This is a genomic window from Fastidiosibacter lacustris, assembly GCF_003428155.1.
Lineage (GTDB): Bacteria > Pseudomonadota > Gammaproteobacteria > Francisellales > Francisellaceae > Caedibacter > Caedibacter lacustris.
On sequence record NZ_QLIR01000024.1, the window covers coordinates 1 to 24,284 of the forward strand.

Consider the following 24,284-nt stretch of genomic DNA (forward strand, 5'->3'; position numbering starts at 1 on the left):
AACACCAATAGCAACTTTTACTGATGGGAAAACGCACTGGCAAGAGAAGGTTGAATTGCTCAACCATATCTGACAAAAATCGCGTTTGAAAAATAGGCAACTGTCAGGTCAAGTCTAAACTTATACACATTACACTTTATGTTTCAAAATTATTTAAGTTTTGGTTGGTGTAATTCTCTTAATCCGTTATTTCATTTGCAACTTCTATGAGGTAGAATCCCTCAATATGAAGATAGGCAGTATTGTTAAACTATATGAAAAAAACGTTCTATAATATTCCAGCGACACGTTTATTGCCTAGCAAATGGGATTTGTTTTCACTCTTTTTTGTATTGTCTATGATTTTTATTATTGCTTGGGTGTGTAGTAGCTTGGGTGGTAGTGTTGACTATCGTAATATTGATACTTTAGCTAAATATGAGCATGTTTCTATGAATTTGTGGAATTTGCCAAAGTATGCGGCAAATACAACTGTTCGAATGTTTATCGCACTTTTTTGTTCATTCGTTTTTAGCTTTGTAATTGGGGCGTGGGCTGCTAAGAGTAAACGTGCTGAGGGCATTATTATTCCTATTATTGATATTTTACAATCCATTCCTATTTTGGGTTTTTTAGCGATCACGATTACAGGATTTTTAGCTATCTTTCCCTATTCTTTGTGGGGTGCTCAACTTGCTGTTATCTTTGGGTTATTCACTGCTCAAGCTTGGAATATGATGCTAAGTTTCTATCAATCGTTAAAGACAATACCAAAGGAATTAAGAGAAGCTGCTGATATGTATCAGCTATCTGGATGGCAGCGTTTTTGGAAATTGGAAGTACCTTTTTCTATGCCTGGTCTGATATGGAATACGATGATGTCAATGTCAGCCAGTTGGTTTATGATTGTAGCGTCTGAGAGCATCGTTGTTAATTTTTCTCAAACGACTTCTGCTACCATTAATCTTCCAGGAATCGGCACTTTTATTGATCAAGCTAATAATGAACGTGATTTTAGTGCGGTTTTTTTAGCTATTATTGTAATGCTTGTGGTGATCATTTTATATGATCAACTGATTTTTAGACCAATTGTTAAATGGTCAGAAAAGTTTGTTGTTACAGAAATACAGCAAGAAATAGGATCCAATTCATGGTTTTTAAAACTATTGCAACGTTCAACAATTTTGCAAGGCTTTAGCCATTTTATGGCGTTACAAGCAAATCGCATCGTCAATATTTCGTGGTTTAAAAAGGACTTAAATAAGAACTACAATCAGCTTAAGCATCAAAAAGATGATGGGAGTAATTCGCGTCTACAGGCGGCAATTTGGCAGTTGTGTGTCGCTGTTAGCATTGGTCTGTTCATTTATCTTGCATGGCAGTTTATCTATGGCAACAAGGAGGCACCCATTACATTTGCTGAAACTTTAAAAGTATTTGGATATGGGCTATTGACAGGGTTACGTGTATTTATATTAATAATCATTGCTTCAATTATCTGGGTGCCTATTGGTATTTGGATTGGTTTGCGCCCAACTGTCGCTGAGAAAGTGCAGCCTTACGCTCAAATTTTTGCAGCTTTTCCAGTAAATGTGTTATACGGATTGTTTGGCACGGTGGTGATTGCATTTAATCTGAATTTTAATATTTGGTGTATATTGCTGATGGCATTAGGTACTCAATGGTATATTTTGTTTAACGTGATTGCTGGTGCTTCTGCTATTCCACATGAACTTAAAATGGCTGCTAAAAATATGCAATTAAAAGGAACTGTAAAATGGTTTAAGTTCTTGTTTCCTGCTGTTATGCCTTTTTATGTAACAGGTGCAATTACTGCTGCAGGTGGTGCCTGGAATGCAAGTATCGTTTGCGAATATATCAATTGGGGTAAAGATTCAGTGATTATGGCTTCAGGGATTGGTGCTTATATTTCTGAGCAATATAATGCACCAGGCGATCATACGGCAAATATTGCGCTAGGTGTGGTAGTAATGTGTGTTTTGGTAGTGCTTACAAATAAATTGTTCTGGCGCAAACTTTATAATTACGCTGAAAAGCGTTTTAGTATGAATATGTAATTTGGCGTGAGAAAGAAGAAACGACTCTACTTAATAAATAAAGGATAATCATGATTAATAACGATAGTATAGTATCGAAAGCTCACAATGTGAGCTCAAAGGAAATACAGCGTATATTATGTGTTGACAAGGTATCCAAAGCCTTTAAAAAACCTGATAAGCAAGATTTAATGGTACTTGAAGATGTCGATTTTACAATGAAAGAAGGTGAAATAATTGCTCTTCTAGGAAAGTCTGGCTCTGGTAAATCTACTTTGCTAAGAATCATTGCAGGACTGACTGCACCTACTACAGGGGAAGTAATTTATCGCGACAAAAAGGTATCAGGACCTGTTCCTAATGTGTCAATGGTTTTTCAAAGCTTTGCTTTGATGCCGTGGTTGACCGTATTGCAAAATGTAGAGTTAGGTCTAGAAGCACGTAATATCAGTGCCAGTGAGCGTAAAGAAAAAGCATTAAAAGCGATTGATATGATTGGTTTGGATGGTTTTGAAAACGCATATCCCAAAGAGCTATCAGGCGGGATGCGTCAGCGTGTGGGTTTTGCACGTGCGCTTGTATTGCAGCCAGACTTGTTGTTAATGGATGAGCCCTTCTCAGCACTTGATGTGTTAACGGCAGAAAATTTGCGTGAAGATTTATTGGAGTTATGGGAAAAAAATGATGCGATGAAGGGAATCTTATATGTTACTCATAATATTGAAGAGGCAGTGCTCACAGCGGATAGAATCATTATTTTTGGTAGTAATCCTGGCTTTATTCGAGGAGAACTTAAAGTTGACTTACCTCATCCAAGAAACTCTCAAGATGAGGCTGTCACCGATTTAATTGATGAAGTATACCGAATGATGACAACAGCAGAAACAAGAGAGCTAACTGAGCGCATGAATAAGCGTAAAGCACTTAATATTGGTTATCGATTGCCAGATGCTGAAGTTTCTGAGTTAACTGGATTATTGACTGAGATGGATGATTTACAAGCTAAAGGCTCAATCGACTTACCTGATTTGGCAGATCATGTGCGCTTAGATATTGATGATTTGTTTCCAATTATTGAAACTTTATCCGTACTTCATTTAGCTAGTGTATCAGATGGGGATATTACAATGACTACCTTGGGTAAACACTTTATGTCCGCAGATATTGAGGAGCGTAAAGTGATCTTTTCTAAGCTTTTAGTGCAGCATATTCCATTGGCGCGTCATGTGATAAAAGTTTTAAAGGAACGCCCAAATAAAAAAGCGCCAGAATCACGTTTCTTATCTGAGCTTGAAGATTATTTAAGCGATGATGAAGCTGTACGTGTGTTTAATACCTTTATTAATTGGGCGCGTTATGCTGAGATTGTTGAATACGACGCCGCAATAGGTATATTAAGCTTAGATGAAACCAATACCTAATAGGTATAAATGAATATAGAGTAATTAAGATGCTAGTGTGTACTTATTTAAGTGGCTTTTGATACTAAAATTAAACAATAATCACTAACCATATCAATTGTCATACTGGATTATCACTCATGATGTATTTAAGGAATGGGGCACTGAAAAGTGATCAAATCGTATGTTCAAGTTGAATGCAATGTGAAATTATCGTGCCTTGGATAGAAAATGGAACATTCAAAGCGGTATTAGATATGGGTTTTGACAATTTAGTGACATTTGATCATATAGGTCAATTTTATTTAGAACAATTGTTGGCTTCGTTATAATGTTGGGTAGTAATTTTGACAGAGTATTATAGCATTGATATTAAAAAACTATTTTCAGACGCTGGTTTGCACATGCGTGAAGCACAACTTCAGATGATTGAAGCTGTTAAAATAGCACTGGTTAATGATGAAAAAATTATAATTGAAGCCCCGACGGCAACAGGTAAGAGTTTTGCATATTTATTGGGTGCTCTGCTAGCTAACAAAATGCGATGTGAGCAAGGACATGAAAAACTTACCATTGTTCTATCAACAGCAACCGTGGCATTGCAAGAGCAATTAATGGATAAAGACTTACCGTTTATTCACAAGCTACTACAAGCACATGATTTAGCTTTTAGCTATCAGCTAGCAAAAGGGCGTTCACGTTATTTGTGTCCGCGGAAATTGCATAGCCATAGCTTAATAGAAACTGATTTAATTACCGAAGCAGAAAGTTTAGATAAGCGATTTCAAAAAGATTGGGATGGCGATTTTGATTTATTAGAGGAACCCCTTTCAAAAACACTGATGCAAGAGATATATAATACCAGTAGCTCATGCTCATTTACTCGTTGTGAATATTATCGCGAATGCCCGTTTTTGATAGCACGTCAAGGCTTAAAAAAAGTAGACATAATTGTTACTAACCACAGTTTACTACTATCTCATTTAGATTTAGGAGATGGTTCGATTTTACCTAAATTTGAAAAGAGTATATACATAGTTGATGAATGCCATCATTTACCAGATCGAGCGTTAAAGTCTTTGTCAGGTTTTGCATCATTATTGGGTTCTCACACTTGGATTAACGATGTTGATAAGTTATTAAATGCTTTACCAGCAGAACTTGCGGATAAAACTCGGCGTGAAAATTGGAAGCTTGTATGTACAAACCTCATTCAGCAACTCACCTATATGCAACAACTTATAGATCCACTTTATCGGCAAGCACAAAAAGAAGAAACCGTGTGGCGTATCAAACATTTGGACGATGAAATGCTTAAGCTTGCAACAGAAATTAAAACTTCTGCGAGTTTCTATGTTATACAATGTCAAAAACTTAAAGATGAGCTCGATAATTTTATTGAAAAAAATGAAATATATTCAGTAAGTAGTTTGGAAAAACAATTTACCCAAATGGGTTTTTTATTGGAGCGTGCTCAAAATTTGCAGATGGTATGGTCATTGATGATAAACTCAGCCACTTCCCCACCGATTGCAAAGTGGGTTATTCCACATGATAAAAAAATCAAGCAGGAAGAAATCCAAACGGATATATTGGCAACCAGTTTTCAAGATTATGATATTCATGCTTCACCAATTGAAGCAGCATCATTGCTGAAACAAGCATTCTGGCAACACGTTCAACACGGGGTGGTATTGTGTTCTGCGACTGTACGCTCATTGGGGAAATTTGATCGATTTTTAAATGCTATAGCGCTTAAAAAAGAAGCAAAAACGCTGCTCTTGCCCTCACCATTAAATTATGAAAAATCAAAGATGATTATTCCTAATATGAAAAATGAACCAGTACAGCAAGAAAATCATATTGATGAAACAGCAAAACTACTTAATGAACTCTATTTAAAGGACTTGCATGAAGGTGCTTTGGTATTGTTTACGAGTATCTATGCAATGGAAAAAGTCTATATGCGTCTTAGTGCTCAACTGAAAAAAATTACCTTAGTTCAAGGAGATCGCTCAAAGCAAGCAATGATTGCCATCCATAAAAAACGCATAGATGCTTTTAAACCTTCAGTTATTTTTGGTGTAGATAGTTTTTCAGAAGGAGTAGATTTGCCTGGTGCATATTTAACACGCTTAATTATTCATAAACTGCCATTTTCTGTGCCAACAAATCCGATTGATAAAACGCGCGCTGAGTGGTTAGAATCTATCAATCGCAAGCCATTTATGGATATATCCTTGCCGCAAGCTTCTTTAAAGCTTACTCAAATGGTTGGTCGCTTAGTCCGCACTGAGTCGGATGTTGGTGAAGTGATTATTTTGGATAGGCGCTTAAAAACAAAATTTTATGGTAAAGCATTATTAGATAATTTGCCACCTTTTCAAATTATTTAGAAAAAGGATCGTTTGGATCAGTCTACTCATCCAAGAGCCATTTTTGTCTATTTCATAAAGCACCTCTTTTATTTAATTAGGATGTTTAATAGTCTAGTTTAGACCGGACAATTCATGTGTTCTTACTTAGGACATTTTATTTATTCTCTACAACTATTAAGACAGTTTGAGGTAGAGTAATAATTAGTTGTGACCTGCTTCACATAACTTGTTTTATTGATTATATTCATGTCGCTTTTTACATAGTTTTCCATAAACCAATAACTTTTAAATGCGATTACCCTGTAAAAGATATAGGGTCTTTGCTTGCGTGGTTGAGTATTAGGAAATATTATAGTAAATTAATTTTCAATTAGGAGGGATATCACCGTATGGATAGTATTGAATCAGTTCTTGAATTTTGGCAATTATGTGAATTATCTGATTTTAAAAGATTCAATTGTGCAAAAGAAAACGTCTCCCCTTTAGACTTATCACAGATTAATAAATTTAAACAAATAGCTAATGAATATAGCAAATCGAATAACAAGGACTATAGAGTAAAAATAGACAATAAAACAACTAATATATATAAAGTTTATTTAGGACTTATCCAAGCAAAAGAAGCAATAAGATACGTTTACGATGCTTTTAAGAAAAGTGGTTTACTAGGCGAAGATATAGATATTATTAATGCACTTGAAAAAGAGTTTGAGAAAATAAAGAAGCAAGATTGTACCTATCTAGCATACCTATATCTTGATCATAATTTGAATATAGTTTCAATTAAAGGTAATTGTTTTAATATAAATCCTATTTTTTATATATCAGCTATGCTACCTGATAAAAGTAAGTTAAATAATTTTGAACTGAATAACTTTGCAGAGGGATATAGTGATGAGTTTAAAATAAAACATGAGGTGATCAATAGAAGCAATACTATTGTTATACCTGATGTTCAAAATCTTCTTAAGATTGGTCAGTATCCAAATGCTTTAAAGACATTATTATCATGTGATAAGTGTACACATCTATACATTTTTAACGAAACTATTAATGAAATACTTAACATTGCCAATACGTTATCTCACCCATGTAGCAAGAATGCCTCTAATATCCTTGATGAAATATCCAAAGTAAAAAACAATCAGATTGAAGAACCTCGTCAATATCCTTATATATGTTTTGCAGAACGTCGAAGAGAACACTATGAACATTGTCATGAAGAATATTTATTAAACTCAGCAATTAAATTGCCATCGGAACAACCGTTTAGCTTTGTTTTTTTATATACCAAGCATGAGTTGAGAAACTTTAGTATAAATCTTCCTATAAATTTATATTTAATCACGTGGTTTGATAAAGAGCTTTTCTATACACCACCGCTTGTTTCTTAAAATAAACCTGTAGATCAAAAAATTTTAGACTCAATATTTCGTCACATAAAAGACAGACTAAATATACCTGAAAATTTTTCATGTATTCAAAAACCGTATTTTTTTGCTAAACGATATGAGAATCACAATATTAGACGTATTCATTCAATCGTTAAAACGAGCTTAACGAGTTACTATATTGATTCTCTTCGTGAAAGACTTAGTAAACTCTCATTGCCATATATTATGGGGAAATCTCAGCGTATTGATGTGAATGATGGCAATATTAATACTAGAAAATCTATCAATGACCTTAAATATTTTAAACTTGTAAATAGTCGGTGGCCAAATAGTCATGCCCTTTACTATGCACAACAAGCAGCAGTAAACCTTTTTATCTCAAATCATAATAAATCAAATGAGAACATATTTAGCATTAATGGTCCTCCAGGTACTGGGAAAACAACACTATTACAAGATGTTATTGCTTATATCGTAACTAAAAGAGTGGAAAATTATCTCAAGCGTGATGGTAAAATATTTGACAATAATTCTCTACGAGATGATATATGCGGAAAGTACGAGATATTAGTCACTTCTCACAATAATAGCGCCATTAAAAATATAACTGAGGACTTGCCTCAAGCTAAAAAGATAAACTTTGATTACCTTAAAGCTAGTAAAGAGGATTTTTTGCTTCACGATTGTGCAAAGAAATTCTATGACTCTATTATAACTAATAAAGAACAAAAGGATGAAGGCGAAGACAATAAAAAAGACGACCGTACATATTGGAGCTTCATTGCTTTAACATTAGGAAAAAAGGATAACTTTACAAAATTTAAAACTGCCTTTCAATCTGTGCTTGACTATATTGAAGATGATAGAAACCTGCACAATGAAAGACTAAGAGATCATCAGTATTTGACACATAGGATGGCTAGATTAAAAAGTGAATTCTTAGCTATAAAATCAGAAATTATAAGTATCAATAAATTATTTGAGCAACTATCAGGTCTGCACGAACTAGATAAGAAAATAAACACCCTACAAACTTCGATTAAAGATACTTCTAGCGGTATAGCATCATTGAAATCAGAAATTCAGAAGCATAAGAGTAGAGCCGATGAGCTAAATGCAGAGAGTGTTTTTTTAAATGAACAGATTAAGATCACAAATCATCGCTTAGTGGTGAAAGAGACAGCGATAGGGAGTTTTGGTTTTTTTGCAAAAATTTTCAAAAATAGTGCGTTTAATAAACTTGTTCATGAAAAATCTTCTATAGCAGCAACACTAGACAATCATTTAAGCCAACTGCATAAAGTAAATAGTGAAAATAAAGAAACCAAAAAGCAACTAGATGACTTGAGCAGCAAGCTAAGCCAAAATATATCTATTCAAAAGGCGAAAGGAAACGAGTGTCAAAAAATGATAAATCTTAAATCCTTTCTTCTCAAGAAAAGTGAGGATTGCAACATTAATAATGAGAACTATTATCGGCTTTGTGAAGAAAATATACAAAAAAATAGCCTGTTTAATAAACCTAATTATCTTGAGAAAAAAGCACAGCTATTTAAGGTAAGTATCCAAATTAGTGAAGTTATTTTCTTGCTCAACATTGATAAATTTGCCAATGAAATAAAGTTTTACCATGATAATTATGCAAAAAGAGATTTGTGTAACTCCGATAAAATAAAACTACAAAAAGCTTTCTCTGCTATTTTTTATGTTTTTCCAGTTATATCAACCACGCTAGCATCATCTTATACGATGCTCCGCAATATATCTCAGTATGGTACTTTGCTATGTGATGAATCAGGTCAAGCCACCCCGCAATCTTTAATTGGTTCTTTAAATAGAGCAAATAATGCTTTAATTATTGGAGATCCACTGCAGATAAAACCCGTATTTACAGCTCCAGAGATTGTAATAAAAATACTTCAAGAAAATTTTAATATTGATGATATATATTCACCTTTTGTATCATCAGCACAACAACTCGCAGATAATGCTAATATATATGGCTCATTTTATACTGTTGAAAATAAGAAAGTATGGGTTGGAATGCCGTTAGTTGTTCATACTCGCTGTGTAAATCCAATGTTTAACATATCAAATACAATTTCGTATAATCAAAAAATGGTTCTAGCAACACCACCTATTAAGAGTGAGGATAAAATAAACTCCCTTCCTAAGAGTGGTTGGATTAATGTTTATTCAGAGACTGAAGACTTTAGAAATAACGGATCAACAAAAGAAGAAACTGAACTGTTCAATTTTATTGAGCTATATAAGGAAGAATTAGGAGAAGAATACTTTATCATCTCGCCGTTTAATGCTATATATGATATTTCTTGTGGCTCACGTGAAAGTAAATTAGGGACTGTTCATACTTTTCAAGGACAGCAAAGTGATGTCGTTTTTATAGTGCTTGGTGGAAAGAATCCAGGTTCCAACGCATGGGTTGCTTCAACAGCCAATATACTTAATGTTGCCATTACAAGGGCAAAAAAAAGAGCTTATATTTTTGGAGACTACAATGTATGGAAAAAGTATAATTATTTCAATGTTGCGGCAGACAATTTAAAACCAATTAACTATAAAAATAAAAGCCTTATAACATATTGAAAACAGATTAGAAAAAGAGCAGTGTAAACTCAAACATAAGAATGGGAAAGCGTGAGTAAGTACCAACCTGCTTAATTAGAACATATCCCCTTCCTTTAGAGATGGAGGGATGTCAATTGAGTGCACTTTATTCGATCTTAATTTATTGACACAAACGTTAAAACTGATTACCCTGGGTGCAAATGATACTAAGTTAGTCCTATTTTGATGTTAAAGGTCAGTAAACTTGCTGATTATGCGGTTATGACTGTGTTGAAAATTGCACAATCCCCACAGGCTTTACATAGCGCAACCGATCTTGTGGCAGTGACGAGGCTTAACCTGCCAACCTTACGTAAGATTCTAAAAATATTAAGCAACAAGGGGATTTTACATGCCAAACGCGGTTCAGAGGGTGGTTATGAGTTAGTAAAAGATATCAAAACGTTATCCGTATTGGATGTGGTAGAAGCGATTGATGGGCAACTTGCTTTTACCGAATGCTGTGAGAAAGGATTTAAGTATTGTGCTGTGACTAATTGTCAAATGAGTAGTTACTGGCATGTGATTAATAAGAAAGTGCGTGAAACATTGAATGTATTTTCGATACAAGAACTCATAAATAGAGAAATCAATAGCAAAGAGATTAAGCATTATGACTGATGACAAGATAAACAAAATAATCAATCAAGAATATAAGCATGGCTTTGTGACAAATATCGAACAAGAAACTTTTCGAGCAGGCCTTGACGAAGGTATTATTAGTCAAATTTCTGCACGTAAAAATGAGCCTGAATTTATGTTGCAATGGCGCTTGCAAGCATATCGTAAGTGGTTAAAAATGAAGGAGCCAACTTGGGCACACGTTAACTATGAACCCATTGATTATCAGTTAATTAGCTATTACTCAGCACCAAAATTCAATAAAGATCAACCCAAAAGCTTGGATGAGGTGGATCCTGAGTTAATCGAAACTTATAACAAGCTAGGAATCCCTTTGCATGAGCAAGAAATGTTAGCAGGTGTTGCAGTGGATGCTGTTTTCGATTCGGTATCTGTTGTCACAACATTTAAAGAAAAGCTTGCTGAAGCAGGAGTGATATTTTGCCCTATTTCAGAAGCGCTAAAGAAGTATCCAGAAGTGGTGCAAAAATACATCGGTAGCGTTGTGCCACAAACTGATAATTATTTTGCTGCTTTAAATTCAGCTGTATTTAGTGATGGTTCCTTTGTTTATATTCCCAAAGGTGTACGCTGTCCGATGGAACTATCAACATATTTTAGAATCAATGCTTCTAATACGGGGCAATTTGAGCGTACGCTCATTATTGCGGATGAAGGCAGCTATGTCAGTTATTTAGAAGGCTGTACAGCACCTATGCGTGATGAGAATCAACTACATGCAGCAGTTGTTGAACTCATTGCACTTAAAGATGCAGAGATTAAATATTCTACAGTACAAAATTGGTATCCTGGTGATAAAGAAGGTAAGGGAGGCATTTACAATTTTGTAACAAAACGTGGTCTATGCAAAGGGGAGAATGCAAAAATTTCATGGACACAAGTCGAAACTGGTTCATCAATCACTTGGAAATACCCATCGGTTATTTTAAGAGGTGATAATAGTATCGGTGAGTTTTACTCAGTTGCGTTAACGCGTCATGCTCAGCAAGCCGATACGGGAACAAAAATGATTCATATGGGTAAAAATACCAAAAGCACGATTATCTCAAAAGGTATCTCAGCAGGATGCGCACAAAATACATATCGCGGGTTGGTGCGTACCTTGCCTGTTGCTGAAAATGCGCGAAATTTTTCACAATGTGATTCTCTTTTAATTGGTCATCAGTGTAGTGCGCATACTTATCCTTACATTGAAAATAAAAGCGAAACAGCGCAAATCGAGCATGAAGCAACGACTTCAAAAATCTCAGATGAACAGTTGTTTTACTGTCAACAGCGCGGCATAAGTAACGAAGATGCGGTGGCGATGATCGTTAATGGTTTTTGTAAAGACGTATTTAAGAAGTTACCACTGGAATTTGCGGTAGAAGCACAAAAATTGATAGAAGTTAGTCTAGAAGGGGCGATTGGCTAGTAGTGCTAATATGCCAATAGTACTTGAAGTACTAAAGAGTTAAAAGAATAAGGTAGAACTGGTAAAAAAGATGTTGTTAGAAATTAAAAACCTACATACAAAAGTTGAAAATAAAGCGATTTTAAAAGGTATTGACCTTAGGATCAATCCAGGTGAAGTACATGCGATTATGGGACCAAATGGTGCTGGTAAAAGTACGCTAGGTAATATACTAGCAGGAAAACCTGGTTATAAAGTAACAGAGGGAGAAGTGCTATTAGAGGGTAAGAACCTTTTGGAACTTGACGCATCTGAGCGTGCGCATGTAGGTGTATTTTTAAGCTTCCAGTATCCTGTTGAAATCCCAGGGGTAAGTAATACGCAATTCTTAAAGACAGCGGTTAATAGTATGCGTAAGGCACAAAACCAGTCTGAGCTTGATGCAATGAGTTTTATGAAAAAGCTGCGTGCAAATATGGAAATTCTAGAAATGGATCAAAAGTATATGAAACGTGGTGTTAATGATGGGTTTTCAGGTGGTGAAAAAAAGCGTAATGAGATGTTACAAATGATGATGTTAGAGCCAAAAATTTGTATTCTTGATGAGACGGATTCAGGACTTGACATTGACGCTTTGCAGGTTGTATCAAAGGGTGCTAACCATATGCGTGATCAAAAGCGAGGATTTATTGTCATCACTCATTACCAGCGCCTATTAAACTATATAGTGCCAGATTTTGTTCATGTGCTCGCAGATGGCAAGATTGTAAAATCGGGCAATCGTTCGTTGGCATTAGAGCTTGAAGATAAAGGCTATGCTTGGATTAATGAACAAGGAGTTTAAAAATGTTAGTTTTAGAGAAGGCTTTAGAAGAGTTACCGTTTGTAGATAAAAATACAATTGCAAAGCGACAAAGTGCTTGGCAGGCTTTTAATGCGGCAGGCTTCCCAAGTAAAAAAAGTGAAGCGTGGCGCTATACTGATTTAAATGCCTTATATCAAAAATACAACATTAAAACCATCAAGTTAAGTCATAATAAAAATGCAGCTGAGTTTATGTCTTTGCTTAACCTGTATCCAGGTACTTATTATAATATTGTTTTTATTGATGGTACTTTAATTTACTTTGATCAAGTTGAAGGGCTTGTTATTGAAAATATACTCACAAAAGAAAGTAAGTTGAACCTAGATGCAGAAGATGCTATAAATGCAATAGATTTACTTAATATGTCGTCAACGATTGCAGGTGTTTACATTGAAGTTAAACAAGACATTAAATTAATTAAACCTATCCTTATTACTTATGCTCATAGTGATGGCAGTGCGGGGATGTTGTTAAACTATCATAATCACATCAAAGTGGGTAAATCGGCACAATGCTTTATTCGTGAACATTACATTACATTTAGTCATGTTTTAACTGCAATCAACGTTAAAACACAGCTTGACCTTGCAGAAGACGTGCATTATACATATGACGTATTGGCAAACATAACCATGCAAAGACTTTTGATCACAAATAGTATTTTTGTGAAGCTATATAAAAATTCTTACTATGAAACCTTTCAATTGTCATCACAATCGGCACTCAATCGTGTTGACTTTAATGTTGATTTGCTAGAAGAAGGCGCTGTTTTTAATGCAAAAGGTATTTATACTTTAGCGCAATCTGCACGAGCGGACTATCACTTTTATGTTAATCACCTGGCATCAAATACTCAAAGTGATGTATCATTTCGAGGTGTTGTTGGAGGTAAGGCATCCGCAACCTTTAATGCGAAGGCTTACGTGAATAAAGGATTGCATGGCATTAAAGCTTTTCAAAATAACCGTAATATTCAACTAAGCAATAGTGCTGAAATAAATACCAAACCCGAACTTGAAATTTATTCGGATGATGTTATTTGTTCACATGGTGCAACGATTGGTTATTTAGATAATCAAGCGTTATTTTATTTAAAATCTCGTGGGATCCCAAACAATGATGCAATGACGCTTCTCATAGAGGGGTTTGCTAAAGAGCTAATTACCCTTTTAGATCGAGATGAAGCTACATTGCAAGATTATATTGATAATTTTGAGGGTCATATCAAAAATTTGTTGTAGAAGTTTATCTTTTAAGAACTACTTGCAAAATTCAGTATTGATTGAATTTTAGCTTAATCAAAACCTTTAATTTATATTAAGCTTATGCAGCTTTTAAATTTATTTTATTACCTTGCAGTATAGATTATGAGAAGGGAGGGAGAAAGTATACTGCAAGGCAATTTGCTTGGTCTCAAGGGTTTAGATCACAGGTCATACTGAAAGAGAAGGGAGAGAGAAGTACTGCCCTATAATCGAATGCCCTTGAGTGAAGTCAGTATCACAAGCAAAAATTAAAATAAGCTTAAGGTAACCATAAATGTTGATAAAATTTTATAAAAAATGAATTTTCTTTTTTGATGTGATATCACATTCATTTATCTGTAAAGCTAGACAAGTTAAGTTTCGTTGTTTTTGTTTAGTATTATTTACGTTGTGATTGAGTCGTAAATTAGATATTGGATTTTGTTATATAAAATTTTTGTTTTAGTCATCTAATATTTTGATTGACCATAAAAAAAATTGGTTCTAATATTCGCACTTTCTGTCACTCTAACTTAAGGCATGATCAACTATGACGGAAGTAAAAACATTAAGAAAAGACCTTAAACTGCGCCACCTTGAACTTATTTCTTTAGGAGGAATTATTGGATCGGCCTTTTTCCTTGGAACAGGTTATATTGTTGCTCAAGCTGGACCTGCCGTTTTAATTTCGTACGCTTTGGGTGGATTAATCGTTTTTCTTGTGATGTTATGTTTGTGTGAACTAACGGTTGCAATGCCAAGTTCCAGTTCATTTATTCAATACGCCAGTGACTACATTTCACCAACTTGGGCCTGTGGGACAGGTTGGTCGTATTGGTTAAACTGGATTGCATATATTCCAGCAGAGTGCACGGCTGCAGGAATCATAATGCACTATATTATTCCGAGTGTGCCAGCGTTTAGTTGGGCTATGTTATTTGGGTTTGTCATTACCATTATCAATTTGTCCAAAGTACGCATATTTGGTGAGATGGAGTTTTGGCTAGCAATTGTAAAAATTTCTGCAATTATCATGTTTTGCATATTAGCCTTGTTTATATTTTTTGGTTTATATAAAAGTAGTGGCAAAATGCCAACGATTGGCACTGAGTATTTGCTTGGAGATGGTGGTTTCTTCCCTAAAGGAAAGCTTGTTTTAATTAGTTTGATGGTCATGTTATTGGTTAATTTTCAAGGCTCGGAAATCGTTTGTTTGGCAGCAGCTGAATCTAAAGATACCGATGTTGCGATTCCACGCGCTTCACGCAATATTGCTATTCGCATCGTGCTATTATATTTAGTACCAGTTTTTCTGTTAGTACTTATTTTTCCCTGGAGTAAAATGGACAGTGACACTTCTGTTTTTATATTAGCTTTGCAACAATATGGCTTTCATTGGATAGCAGGCATATTTACATTTGTTGTACTAACGGCGGCATTTTCTTGTGCTAATAGTGGCATGTATGCAAGTGTAAGGGCTTTATATGGACTTTCTCAACAAAAAATGGCACCAAAAATTTTCTCGCGCTTGAATCGCCATCAAGTTCCGATGATAGCTGCAATTTTTACTTTGGTTTGTATTTGGATCTTTCTAATATTGTCATACTTTTTTTCATCAACAACTGCATTTTCATATTTGTTAAGTATCTCTGGGTTCACTGGTGCAATTTGTTGGATTTCAATTTGTTGGGCGCAGTATAACTTTAGAAAGCATTGTAAACGGAATAACATCGAATTAAAGGGAAAGTTTAAAACACCTTTTTATCCTGTGGTTCCACTTTTGGGGATTTGGCTACAAATTGCTTGTTTAGTGTTGTTGTTATGGAATGAAGAGTTGCGTCCTGCGTTTTACTTTGGTGCTCCTGCTGTTTTTTTGCCGATGATTATTTATTGGGGTTATAAAAAATATGCTAAAAGGTCAAGTGTTTAGGTGTTTTATAGATCATAAAATCTTGATGTTTATTTGCTAATTATTTTTTTTATTTCTTTTTAATAAAATTTTTATTTACAGCAGCTTATGTTGTTGTTAATTTATGTAAGATTTTTAAGAGCTTTGTCTCTAGTTGTGGTACAACTAGATGACAAGGTGAGTTTAAGGGGCGCTTTGAGTGTGAATGTGGTATTAAAATGCGTTATTATACACCATTGGTGCATATTGACGTGTTTGCTTTGCCACAGTATGTCGTAGAGGTATTACGCTAGCTAAACGTGATGCAATTCCATTAACAATTTTCATAGAAGGAGGATTTCTATGGAAAACCATTTATTTTCATTAAAGGCATTTCAAACTTTTGAACCCTATTTTAGCTATGATCAGAATAATCAGCTATGCGTTCATTATGGACAGAATTTTGAGCAATTTATGCCTCTTGTTGACATTGTTAATAATGCACTTGAGCAAGGTGCCAAAAAGCCTTGTGTGCTTACTTTTAGACATATTACAGAAGATAGAATGCTTAAGCTCTATCAAAGTTTTAATAAAGTGATGAGAAATTATCGTTATCAAGGACATTATCAATTAGCCTACCCAATTAAAGTCAATCCAAATGCTAATGTTATGCAAACATTAAAGAATTGTGCACATAAGCACGATTTACCGTTTAGTTTTGAAGTCGGTAGTAAATCTGAGCTTTTGAGTGTTTTGGCGATCAGTTCAAAACAAAATAGTATTATTTGTAATGGATTTAAGGACCTTGAGTTTTATCGGTTGGGGAATTTGGCAGCAAAACTTGGATTTAAAGTGGTGATGGTGCTTGAGCATGTTAGCGAAGTGACTTTGGTCAAAGCTTTAGCTCAAGAAGATCATGTTTACGTTGATTTAGGGTTTAGAACTAAACCTTTTATTGATGATTTACATAGTATAAAGTTTGGTTTGAGTCTTGTAGACATATTAAGTGCAAAAAATGAAATTAAGGCACTAAATCTTGCACATAAGGTCGTACTTTTACACGGTCATATTGGTTCACAACTTAAGAATCTAAAACAAGTAGAAAAACATATCAATATGATGGTTTGTTTATATGCAGAATTGCTTAAAGAGTGTGTTAACTTAAACTTAATCGACTTAGGTGGTGGTTTGGGTATTGATTATTTAAATACTCAAAAACCACACTTTGAATTTGACTATTATGCGCAGACAGTTGTTAGAACATTTAGCTATTATGTTGATTTATTCGACTTACCTCATCCAAACCTGATTACAGAATCTGGGCGTGCAATGACAGCGATGTCTAGTGTGTTAATTGTGTCCCCACTTTATCAAACCTTGTGTTTTGATTCTGTTGCACAAACAAGTTATGATAAAGCGACACAAGATCAATGGTTAAGAGGTGACATTGATTTAAACACTCTTCTAGGGAGTAGTAACTTAAGTTATATCGATCAGACAAATCAATACAAGTTATGGTTAAATTTTTCGTTATTCCAATCGCTACCAGATCACTGGGGAATTAATCAGCATTTTCCTTTGCTACCCGTAAGACATTATTCAGCAACGGAAACTATAGATTGTCAGATATTTGATATTTCTTGTGATGCAGATGGTGTCATCAAGGGCAAAGATGGCATGGATTATATTTCCTTACCTATGACTGAAATTGGGGATCTTGCCTTTATGTTTGTTGGTAGTTATCAAGACATGTTAAGTAGTAAGCATAACGTCATTGGCAAGACTAGTAGGGTCGAGATAAACTTTAATATGTATGATGAATGTGTAATATCGGTTGAAGCGGCAGAAGACTATCATGCTTTATTATGTCAATATGGGCATAATCCTCTATCTCTCTTATCTAAATTTCAGCGGCTTAGCCAATACAATGCACAAACTGAGCTTACCACTAATGATTTAACATTATTGGATAATATGTTAAATGGGTTTCCTTATTTACAATTCACTACATATGAGGAGTCTGTGAATGCAAAAATATTTGCCAGCTGAGTGGCAAAAACATAGTGCAACATGGATGATTTGGCCTATTCGTTATCAAATTTGGCCAAATTTTGAAAAGGCTTGCCAAGTATATGCAAATGTTGCTAATAAAGTCAGTGAATATGAGACAGTAAAGGTGATTGTGGCACCAGAACAAATCAAGCTTGCACGTCAATATTTGTCTCAACATATTCATTTAATTCAATATCAGGCTGATGATTCTTGGGCTCGCGATAGTGCACCAATTTTTATGAATAATAATGGTAGCTTATTGGCTTTGAACTGGCGATTTAACGCTTGGGGTGAGAAATTCTTACCCTATGATCAAGATCAAAAACTAAAGCTTATGCTTGCACAAATTGAATCTTGGGATACGCTTGAAATTGATATGGTGTTAGAAGGAGGGGCTATTCATAGCAATGGTCAGGGAACGTTGTTAACTACTGCAGAATGCTTGCTTAACTCTAATCGCAATAAAAACCTCTCTAAAAAAGAAATTGAACAAAACTTATCAACGTATTTAAACGTTTCTCGTCAACTATGGTTACCGTTTGGAATAGACGGGGATGTAGATACTGATGGCCATGTCGATAATGTGGCATGTTTTAGTAATGAAAAAACAATTTGTATTCAAGCTTGTTATGATCAATTAGATGAAAACTATGTGCGCCATAATCACAATATGAGTTATTTACAACAGATCGCACCAGATCTTGATGTAGTTGAAATTCCTCAGCCTCAAAAACGGAGTTTTCAAGGTGAGCGCTTAGCATTATCTTATTTAAATTTTTATATTTGTAATGGTGCCTTGATTATGCCAAAGTTTGATCAGGAAAAAGAAGATCAAAATGCAAAGACCATCCTTCAAGAACAGTTTCCAACTTATGATATTCATCAAATTAATGTACAGGATTTAGTTGTAGGAGGCGGTGGTATTCATTGCATTACCATGCAACAGCCAAAGTGTTAAAAATCTCTATAAGCTTCTGTGGCATCAAAACCTTGACTTAAATTGCATAAAATAGAAATGAATAAGAGTTTAATAAAAGAAAAAGGAAAATAAAATGACTGTTAAAGTAGCGGTTATTCAATCAAAATTCAGTAATGACGTTGATAGTAATATCATACACTTAAATCAAAGAGTTGTTGAGGCAGCAGTAAGAGGTGCACAAATTATTTTGATGCCTGAATTGCCGTCATATTGGTATTTTTGTAAACGCCAAGATCCAGCGTATTTTGCTATGGCAGAAACTTTAGAGGAGTGTAAACTTATTGGTTTAATGCGAAAAATTGCTAAGGAATATCAAGTAGTATTGCCAACAAGCTTCTTTGAAAAAGTTGGAAACACATGTTTTAACTCTGTGGCGATGATTGATGCAGATGGAAGTATTTTAGGTATATATCGTAAATCTCATATTCCTGATGGTGCAGGTTATCAAGAGAAATATTATTTCTCACCAGGAAAATCAGGTTTTAAAGTATGGCAGACGAGATATGCTAAAGTAGGCTGCGCAATTTGTTGGGATCAATGGTTTCCAGAAGCAGCAAGGATTATGGCGCTTAAAGGTGCAGATTTGCTTTTATATCCAACTGCAATTGGTAGTGAGCCACATTTACCAGACTATGATTCAAAAGATCACTGGCAGCGAACAATGCAAGGACACGCAGCAGCAAACATGGTTCCTGTTCTTGCTGCAAATCGCTATGGGGAAGAAAGTGATAGTAGCATCCAGACAACTTTTTATGGCAGTTCATTTATTACAGATGGCTTTGGACAGAAAATAGCAGAATCACCGCGCCAAGGTGACGATATTCTCTATGCGAGCTTCAATTTGAAAAAGCTTCAAGAAAACCGCTTTGCATGGGGTCTATTCCGTGATAGGAGACCTGAGCTATATCATGATATTACGGCGGAAGCATAAGGATATATGCCAATAAAATCGGCTCACTGTTATACGTTGCCTAAGTTTCAGCTTCTGAGATTACTAGTCCGCCAACGATAGCAAAAATCTTTTGTTTGAATACTTCTCTAGCGCTAACAGCAACATCCCAATGATTCCTAACACAGTTGATCCACTTATTAGCCAAAAAGGCAGCATCGTAAAACCATATTTATCTAAAATAACTACGGACAATGCGGGTATTGGGGCACTGAAAATAGAATAACTAATATTGTACGATAGCCCAATGCTACGACATCTAAAACCAATGTGAGTCATTTCGGCAATAATGACAGTATATGTTGATGCCATCATACCAAATAAAGCAAAGATAAGCATCAAGGTAAACGCGCTAATAAAACCATTAATTAGGTTACTATAAAATAAATGACCAAGTATAGATGTTGCTATAGTTAGACAGCAGAAAAAGAGTTTCTTATTTACATAGTCGCTGATAATTCCTCCAAGAAAACAGCTGAAAATCATAACGCAAGAGCCATAAAAAATAAGATCTGATACAAGTTTTTTATCGATAGTTAAATAAGTTTCTGCGTAGCTAGGCAGAAACAAAAATAATTGCGTTGTAAGCATTGCTGCAGGAGCAACCAAGAGTATTCCGATAACGATATTTTTAGTGTGTTTTATCTTATTATTTTTAATTGCATATTCCTTCTTGAATGCTAGAAATTCAGGAGTTTCATACAAGCCTTTTCTTAAGAAATAAATCAAAATAGAGAGTGCTGCACCAAATAGAAACGCGATTCTCCAACCATACTCATATAAGGGATTTGACACTGGAATATAACTAATGACCATAAAAACAAATGTACTTAGCATAATTCCTAAACCAAGACATGAGAAAATAACGCTAATAGCCATTCCTTTTTTCTTAGGGAAGTGTTCAATGCTATATGATATTGCAGTTGGGATTTCTCCGCCTATGGCTAGTCCTTGTATTATTCTTAGTAGAGCGAAAATGATAGCTGTAGATATACCAATAGTTTCAGTGCTGGGTAAAATTGCCATTAAAAGGGTTGATAAAGCTAGGGTTAGCATAGTAAAAAAGAAACTCGTTTTCCTGCCGTATTTATCACCTATAAAGCCAAAAATCAATCCTCCAATAGGTCGAATAAAATAACCAAGAGCAAGTATTAGAAAAGCATATATAATACCTAAAGCAACTGACTCTTCAGGGAAAAATGACTTTGCGATTACAGGTGCAAAATATGCAAATATTGCAAAATCATAATATTCAATTCCTGCACCACAGCCAGAAATAGCAAGAGTTTTTAATTGATTAAGTTTCATTGTGTTATATCCTCCCCTAATTTATTAGTTAGAATATAAGGTTTTATGCATCTTATAACAACCTAATTTTTGCATGGCAATTGAATGCTTGTAACGTCCAATTTTATTTGAGATTCCTAACACTTTATTTTGTTTTTGACTGAATCTGTTATTAAAGGCATCACTTAATCAACACAGGCTTAAATACTTTGGCGTTACCATCGTTTTCGACTTTACGAAACGGTAAGGTAAACGAAAATCTTGGTCCTTCAAATAATGAGTCATTCAATTCTTCGCCATCACAGAGCAAGTCAGCATAATACTTGGCTAAGGAAAGATCATAAGCAAAGTTATGTTTATCCGTGGCGATATGGCTTTGAGATTTATAGACAAGATGCTCTGCACGAATATTACCGTCTTCTAATTCTAGAAAAGGCATATTGCCATCAAATTCAAAAGTAACATACAATTTATCTTTCATACCATCTTCGGCAGTAATAGTTAAACGAATGTCTTTTTTTCTGCTGTCTCTATCTATGGCTTTTGTGTAATTGGCAAATAAAGTGCGGATAACGTGACGGATTTTTTTATAATCGACATAAAGTTTTTGTTTGGATTTTTCGTCCATATCAAATGAGACACTCACATCGAATTCTGCGCTGATTGAGGCATCTGCAAGATTTACCTCGTTTTGAATCAGTTCTTGTAAATACAAAGGAATTTGGTTTGTTTCTGGTTCCTTATCTTGATCTAATATTGATGTATTTATTTTTTGATAAAGCGAGTATATGTCAGATAAACTTTCATTAATATTATAAAACTCATCATTAAGTTCAGTACGAACATTATTTGGAATATCCAATTTCATTAGTCGGTGCTCAATATTTTCGAGTGATTGAGAAATAACCTTAAGAGATTCAACGTAATCGTAACCATAAGATTTAAGATAGGCTCTTTGATATTCTAATTTTTTCTCAAGCTGATTTTTTTGTTGTATGGTTTCAGTCTCGAGTTTTTTGCGTTCGGTGATGTCGATGGAAATATTTAAAGTTCCAATTACTTCCCCTTTCTTATTCCGCCAGGGCGCAATAGTAGTATCAAAAATTTTAGTGTCACCTGTGATTTGATCTTTAACAATTTCTTCACAGTGGATCTGTTTTTTATAATTGATAACATCATTTCTATTTTTAGTCAACTTAACTGCTATTTCTTTTGGATAGACATCAAAAGCATTTACACCTAACCAATTTTTTTCAGAGTTGATATTTGCTGCCTTAACAGCAAACTTATTCATAAAAGTTACTTTGTGTTGTAAATCAGTACCATAAATAGGTTGAGGTATCATATCTGCAAATTCTTCAAAAGATGGCGTAATTGTAGTGATATCTACTGGCATAATGCTTCCTTAGTTTTTATTTTTCTTAAATGGTATCTCAACCCAAAATGTAGAACCTTTTCCAACAACACTTTCAAAGTCTACTTTGCCACCTAATAGATCAAGGTTGCTTTTGACAATATATAAACCGAGTCCTGTACCATGAATATTTGTTTCATAAGAACTGACTAAACGTTTACCTCGTTTATATATTTTTTCGCGATCTGACTCAGCAATACCCATACCCGTATCAGTAACGATAAACTTAACTACCCATTCCTCTTTATGATCGATGATTTTCACTTCCAATGTAATTTCTCCTTCTTTTGTGTACTTAATCGCATTCGATAACAAATTACGTAAAATTTGTCTTGTTTTAGAAAGGTCACCATTGAGTTTGCTTGGTATAGTCTTATCCATAGAATAAGAAACAGAAAGCTTTTTACTTTGTTCAATCGAAGCCTTAGCAAGCTCAATTTCATCTTGAACCATGAGTGATAAATCAAAGTCACTTAAGACAATTATATGCTCAAATTGCTCTTTCAGCATTACATCGGTCATCTGCTCAAGCATTTTATGTAACGACATAACGTTTTTATTTAATTGATTAATGAAATTGGTGAATTTTTCATCTTCTTTACCCAAAATTTTTAAAAGCGCAAGATTACCTACTAACGCATTAATGGGTAAATTAACATCATGACTAAAATTTTTGATGAATTCTTTTTTGATTTGATCTTTTCCTTCCAACTCATTTTTTTGTTGTATGGTTTCAGTCTCGAGTTTTTTGCGTTCGGTGATGTCGATGGAAATATTTAAAGTTCCAATTACTTCCCCTTTCTTATTCCGCCAGGGCGCAATAGTAGTATCAAAAATTTTAGTGTCACCTGTGATTTGATCTTTAACAATTTCTTCACAGTGGATCTGTTTTTTATAATTGATAACATCATTTCTATTTTTAATCAACTTAACTGCTATTTCTTTTGGATAGACATCAAAAGCATTTACACCTAACCAATTTTTTTCAGAGTTGATATTTGCTGCCTTAACAGCAAACTTATTCATAAAAGTTACTTTGTGTTGTAAATCAGTACCATAAATAGGTTGAGGTATCATATCTGCAAATTCTTCAAAAGATGGCGTAATTGTAGTGATATCTACTGGCATAATGCTTCCTTACTTTCTATCTTTATTTCTCTGAGATAGGTGTTATTTAACGATAAAACGTTTATCTTTTGCCATTTAAAATCAAAGTTTTTTAAATTTTTTAAGATATTTTCAGTTTTATTTTGCAATATTAATAGATTAAACTTACTCATAAAATTCTGATCTTCTTGCCAGCCCATGCGTAATAAAAATCGTCCAATTAAATCACTATTATCATTATTGTGTAAATAATCAATTAAATCGTCAATAAATTTATCAAAGCTCACTTTAGCGAGAGGTTGGTTTTTGACTGTAAGCATGTCGGATAATCGAATTAAATTTGGATTAAAAACGTGATAAGTATCATTGCTTAATTCTACTTTGTTAAAAAGCTTTACAATCGCTTGTGCTGTAATATCGGCAGGGGAGATTTCCACTTCATCCAGAACTTCAGCAATACACCCTAATTGAGCGATAAACTTCACATAGTTAGCAAAAGAGTTATCTTCAACATCCTCTTGTACTTTGCCATTTTGTTGCATAAACGCTAAATTACCGACTCGATAAATATTGCTTTTTATTCCCTTCTCGCGCCATTTAATGGTTTCAATCTCACCTAAATACTTAG

The 24,284-nt window shown here is 34.4% G+C and carries 17 protein-coding genes; 13 read left to right on the forward strand and 4 right to left on the reverse strand.

Annotated elements, in window-relative coordinates; genetic code table 11:
• The first annotated feature begins 254 nt into the window (after window positions 1–254).
• The 13 genes from DNJ77_RS08875 (at window position 255) to aguB (ending at window position 19,830) form a co-directional block, all read left to right on the forward strand.
• Window positions 255–2,057 carry an ABC transporter permease gene (locus tag DNJ77_RS08875; RefSeq protein WP_116964634.1) on the forward strand — a complete coding sequence of 601 codons (1,803 nt, stop codon included), beginning with the start codon at window positions 255–257 and terminating at the stop codon, window positions 2,055–2,057.
• Window positions 2,058–2,107: 50 nt separating this feature from the next.
• Window positions 2,108–3,457 (forward strand): ABC transporter ATP-binding protein, encoded by a 1,350-nt coding sequence (locus DNJ77_RS08880; RefSeq protein WP_116964635.1) that lies wholly within the window; start codon window positions 2,108–2,110, stop codon window positions 3,455–3,457.
• 326 nt (window positions 3,458–3,783) lie between these two features.
• Window positions 3,784–5,832, forward strand: a complete 2,049-nt coding sequence (gene dinG, locus DNJ77_RS08885) for an ATP-dependent DNA helicase DinG (protein ID WP_116964636.1) — start codon at window positions 3,784–3,786, stop codon at window positions 5,830–5,832.
• Window positions 5,833–6,203: 371 nt separating this feature from the next.
• Entirely contained in the window at window positions 6,204–7,208 is a 1,005-nt protein-coding gene (locus tag DNJ77_RS08890; RefSeq protein ID WP_116964637.1) for a hypothetical protein, read from the forward strand.
• A gap of 213 nt (window positions 7,209–7,421) precedes the next feature.
• Window positions 7,422–9,815 (forward strand): AAA domain-containing protein, encoded by a 2,394-nt coding sequence (locus DNJ77_RS08895; protein ID WP_157966663.1) that lies wholly within the window; start codon window positions 7,422–7,424, stop codon window positions 9,813–9,815.
• Window positions 9,816–10,022: 207 nt separating this feature from the next.
• Window positions 10,023–10,457 (forward strand): SUF system Fe-S cluster assembly regulator, encoded by a 435-nt coding sequence (locus DNJ77_RS08900; protein ID WP_116964639.1) that lies wholly within the window; start codon window positions 10,023–10,025, stop codon window positions 10,455–10,457.
• Window positions 10,450–11,892 carry a Fe-S cluster assembly protein SufB gene (sufB, locus tag DNJ77_RS08905; RefSeq protein WP_116964640.1) on the forward strand — a complete coding sequence of 481 codons (1,443 nt, stop codon included), beginning with the start codon at window positions 10,450–10,452 and terminating at the stop codon, window positions 11,890–11,892. Before DNJ77_RS08900 ends, sufB begins: the two co-directional genes overlap by 8 nt.
• 70 nt (window positions 11,893–11,962) lie before the next feature.
• Window positions 11,963–12,715, forward strand: a complete 753-nt coding sequence (gene sufC, locus DNJ77_RS08910; protein WP_116964641.1) for a Fe-S cluster assembly ATPase SufC — start codon at window positions 11,963–11,965, stop codon at window positions 12,713–12,715.
• A gap of 2 nt (window positions 12,716–12,717) precedes the next feature.
• Complete coding sequence (locus tag DNJ77_RS08915; RefSeq protein WP_116964642.1) at window positions 12,718–13,977, forward strand: SufB/SufD family protein; 1,260 nt, start codon at window positions 12,718–12,720, stop codon at window positions 13,975–13,977.
• A gap of 553 nt (window positions 13,978–14,530) precedes the next feature.
• Window positions 14,531–15,910 (forward strand): amino acid permease, encoded by a 1,380-nt coding sequence (locus DNJ77_RS08920; protein WP_116964643.1) that lies wholly within the window; start codon window positions 14,531–14,533, stop codon window positions 15,908–15,910.
• 321 nt (window positions 15,911–16,231) lie between these two features.
• Window positions 16,232–17,917, forward strand: a complete 1,686-nt coding sequence (locus DNJ77_RS08925; RefSeq protein ID WP_116964644.1) for a type III PLP-dependent enzyme domain-containing protein — start codon at window positions 16,232–16,234, stop codon at window positions 17,915–17,917.
• Window positions 17,895–18,878, forward strand: a complete 984-nt coding sequence (locus DNJ77_RS08930; RefSeq protein WP_116964645.1) for an agmatine deiminase family protein — start codon at window positions 17,895–17,897, stop codon at window positions 18,876–18,878. The genes DNJ77_RS08925 and DNJ77_RS08930 overlap by 23 nt, the downstream gene beginning before the upstream one ends.
• Before the next feature lie 94 nt (window positions 18,879–18,972).
• On the forward strand, window positions 18,973–19,830 hold the full coding sequence (gene aguB / locus DNJ77_RS08935; protein ID WP_116964646.1) for an N-carbamoylputrescine amidase: 858 nt from the start codon (window positions 18,973–18,975) through the stop codon (window positions 19,828–19,830).
• A gap of 63 nt (window positions 19,831–19,893) precedes the next feature.
• Here aguB and DNJ77_RS08940 read toward each other — a convergent pair whose 3' ends face one another.
• From DNJ77_RS08940 to DNJ77_RS08955, 4 genes are all read right to left on the reverse strand, one after another.
• Window positions 19,894–21,156: an MFS transporter gene (locus tag DNJ77_RS08940; RefSeq protein WP_116964647.1), complete on the reverse strand. Its 1,263-nt coding sequence runs from the start codon at window positions 21,154–21,156 to the stop codon at window positions 19,894–19,896.
• A 160-nt stretch (window positions 21,157–21,316) separates the two neighbouring features.
• Entirely contained in the window at window positions 21,317–22,531 is a 1,215-nt protein-coding gene (locus DNJ77_RS08945; protein WP_116964648.1) for a PAS domain-containing protein, read from the reverse strand.
• A gap of 9 nt (window positions 22,532–22,540) precedes the next feature.
• Complete coding sequence (locus tag DNJ77_RS08950; RefSeq protein ID WP_116964649.1) at window positions 22,541–23,677, reverse strand: PAS domain-containing sensor histidine kinase; 1,137 nt, start codon at window positions 23,675–23,677, stop codon at window positions 22,541–22,543.
• On the reverse strand, window positions 23,668–24,284 hold a 617-nt coding region (locus tag DNJ77_RS08955), incomplete at its 5' end, for a Rossmann-fold NAD(P)-binding domain-containing protein (protein ID WP_204723391.1). The genes DNJ77_RS08950 and DNJ77_RS08955, both read right to left, overlap by 10 nt.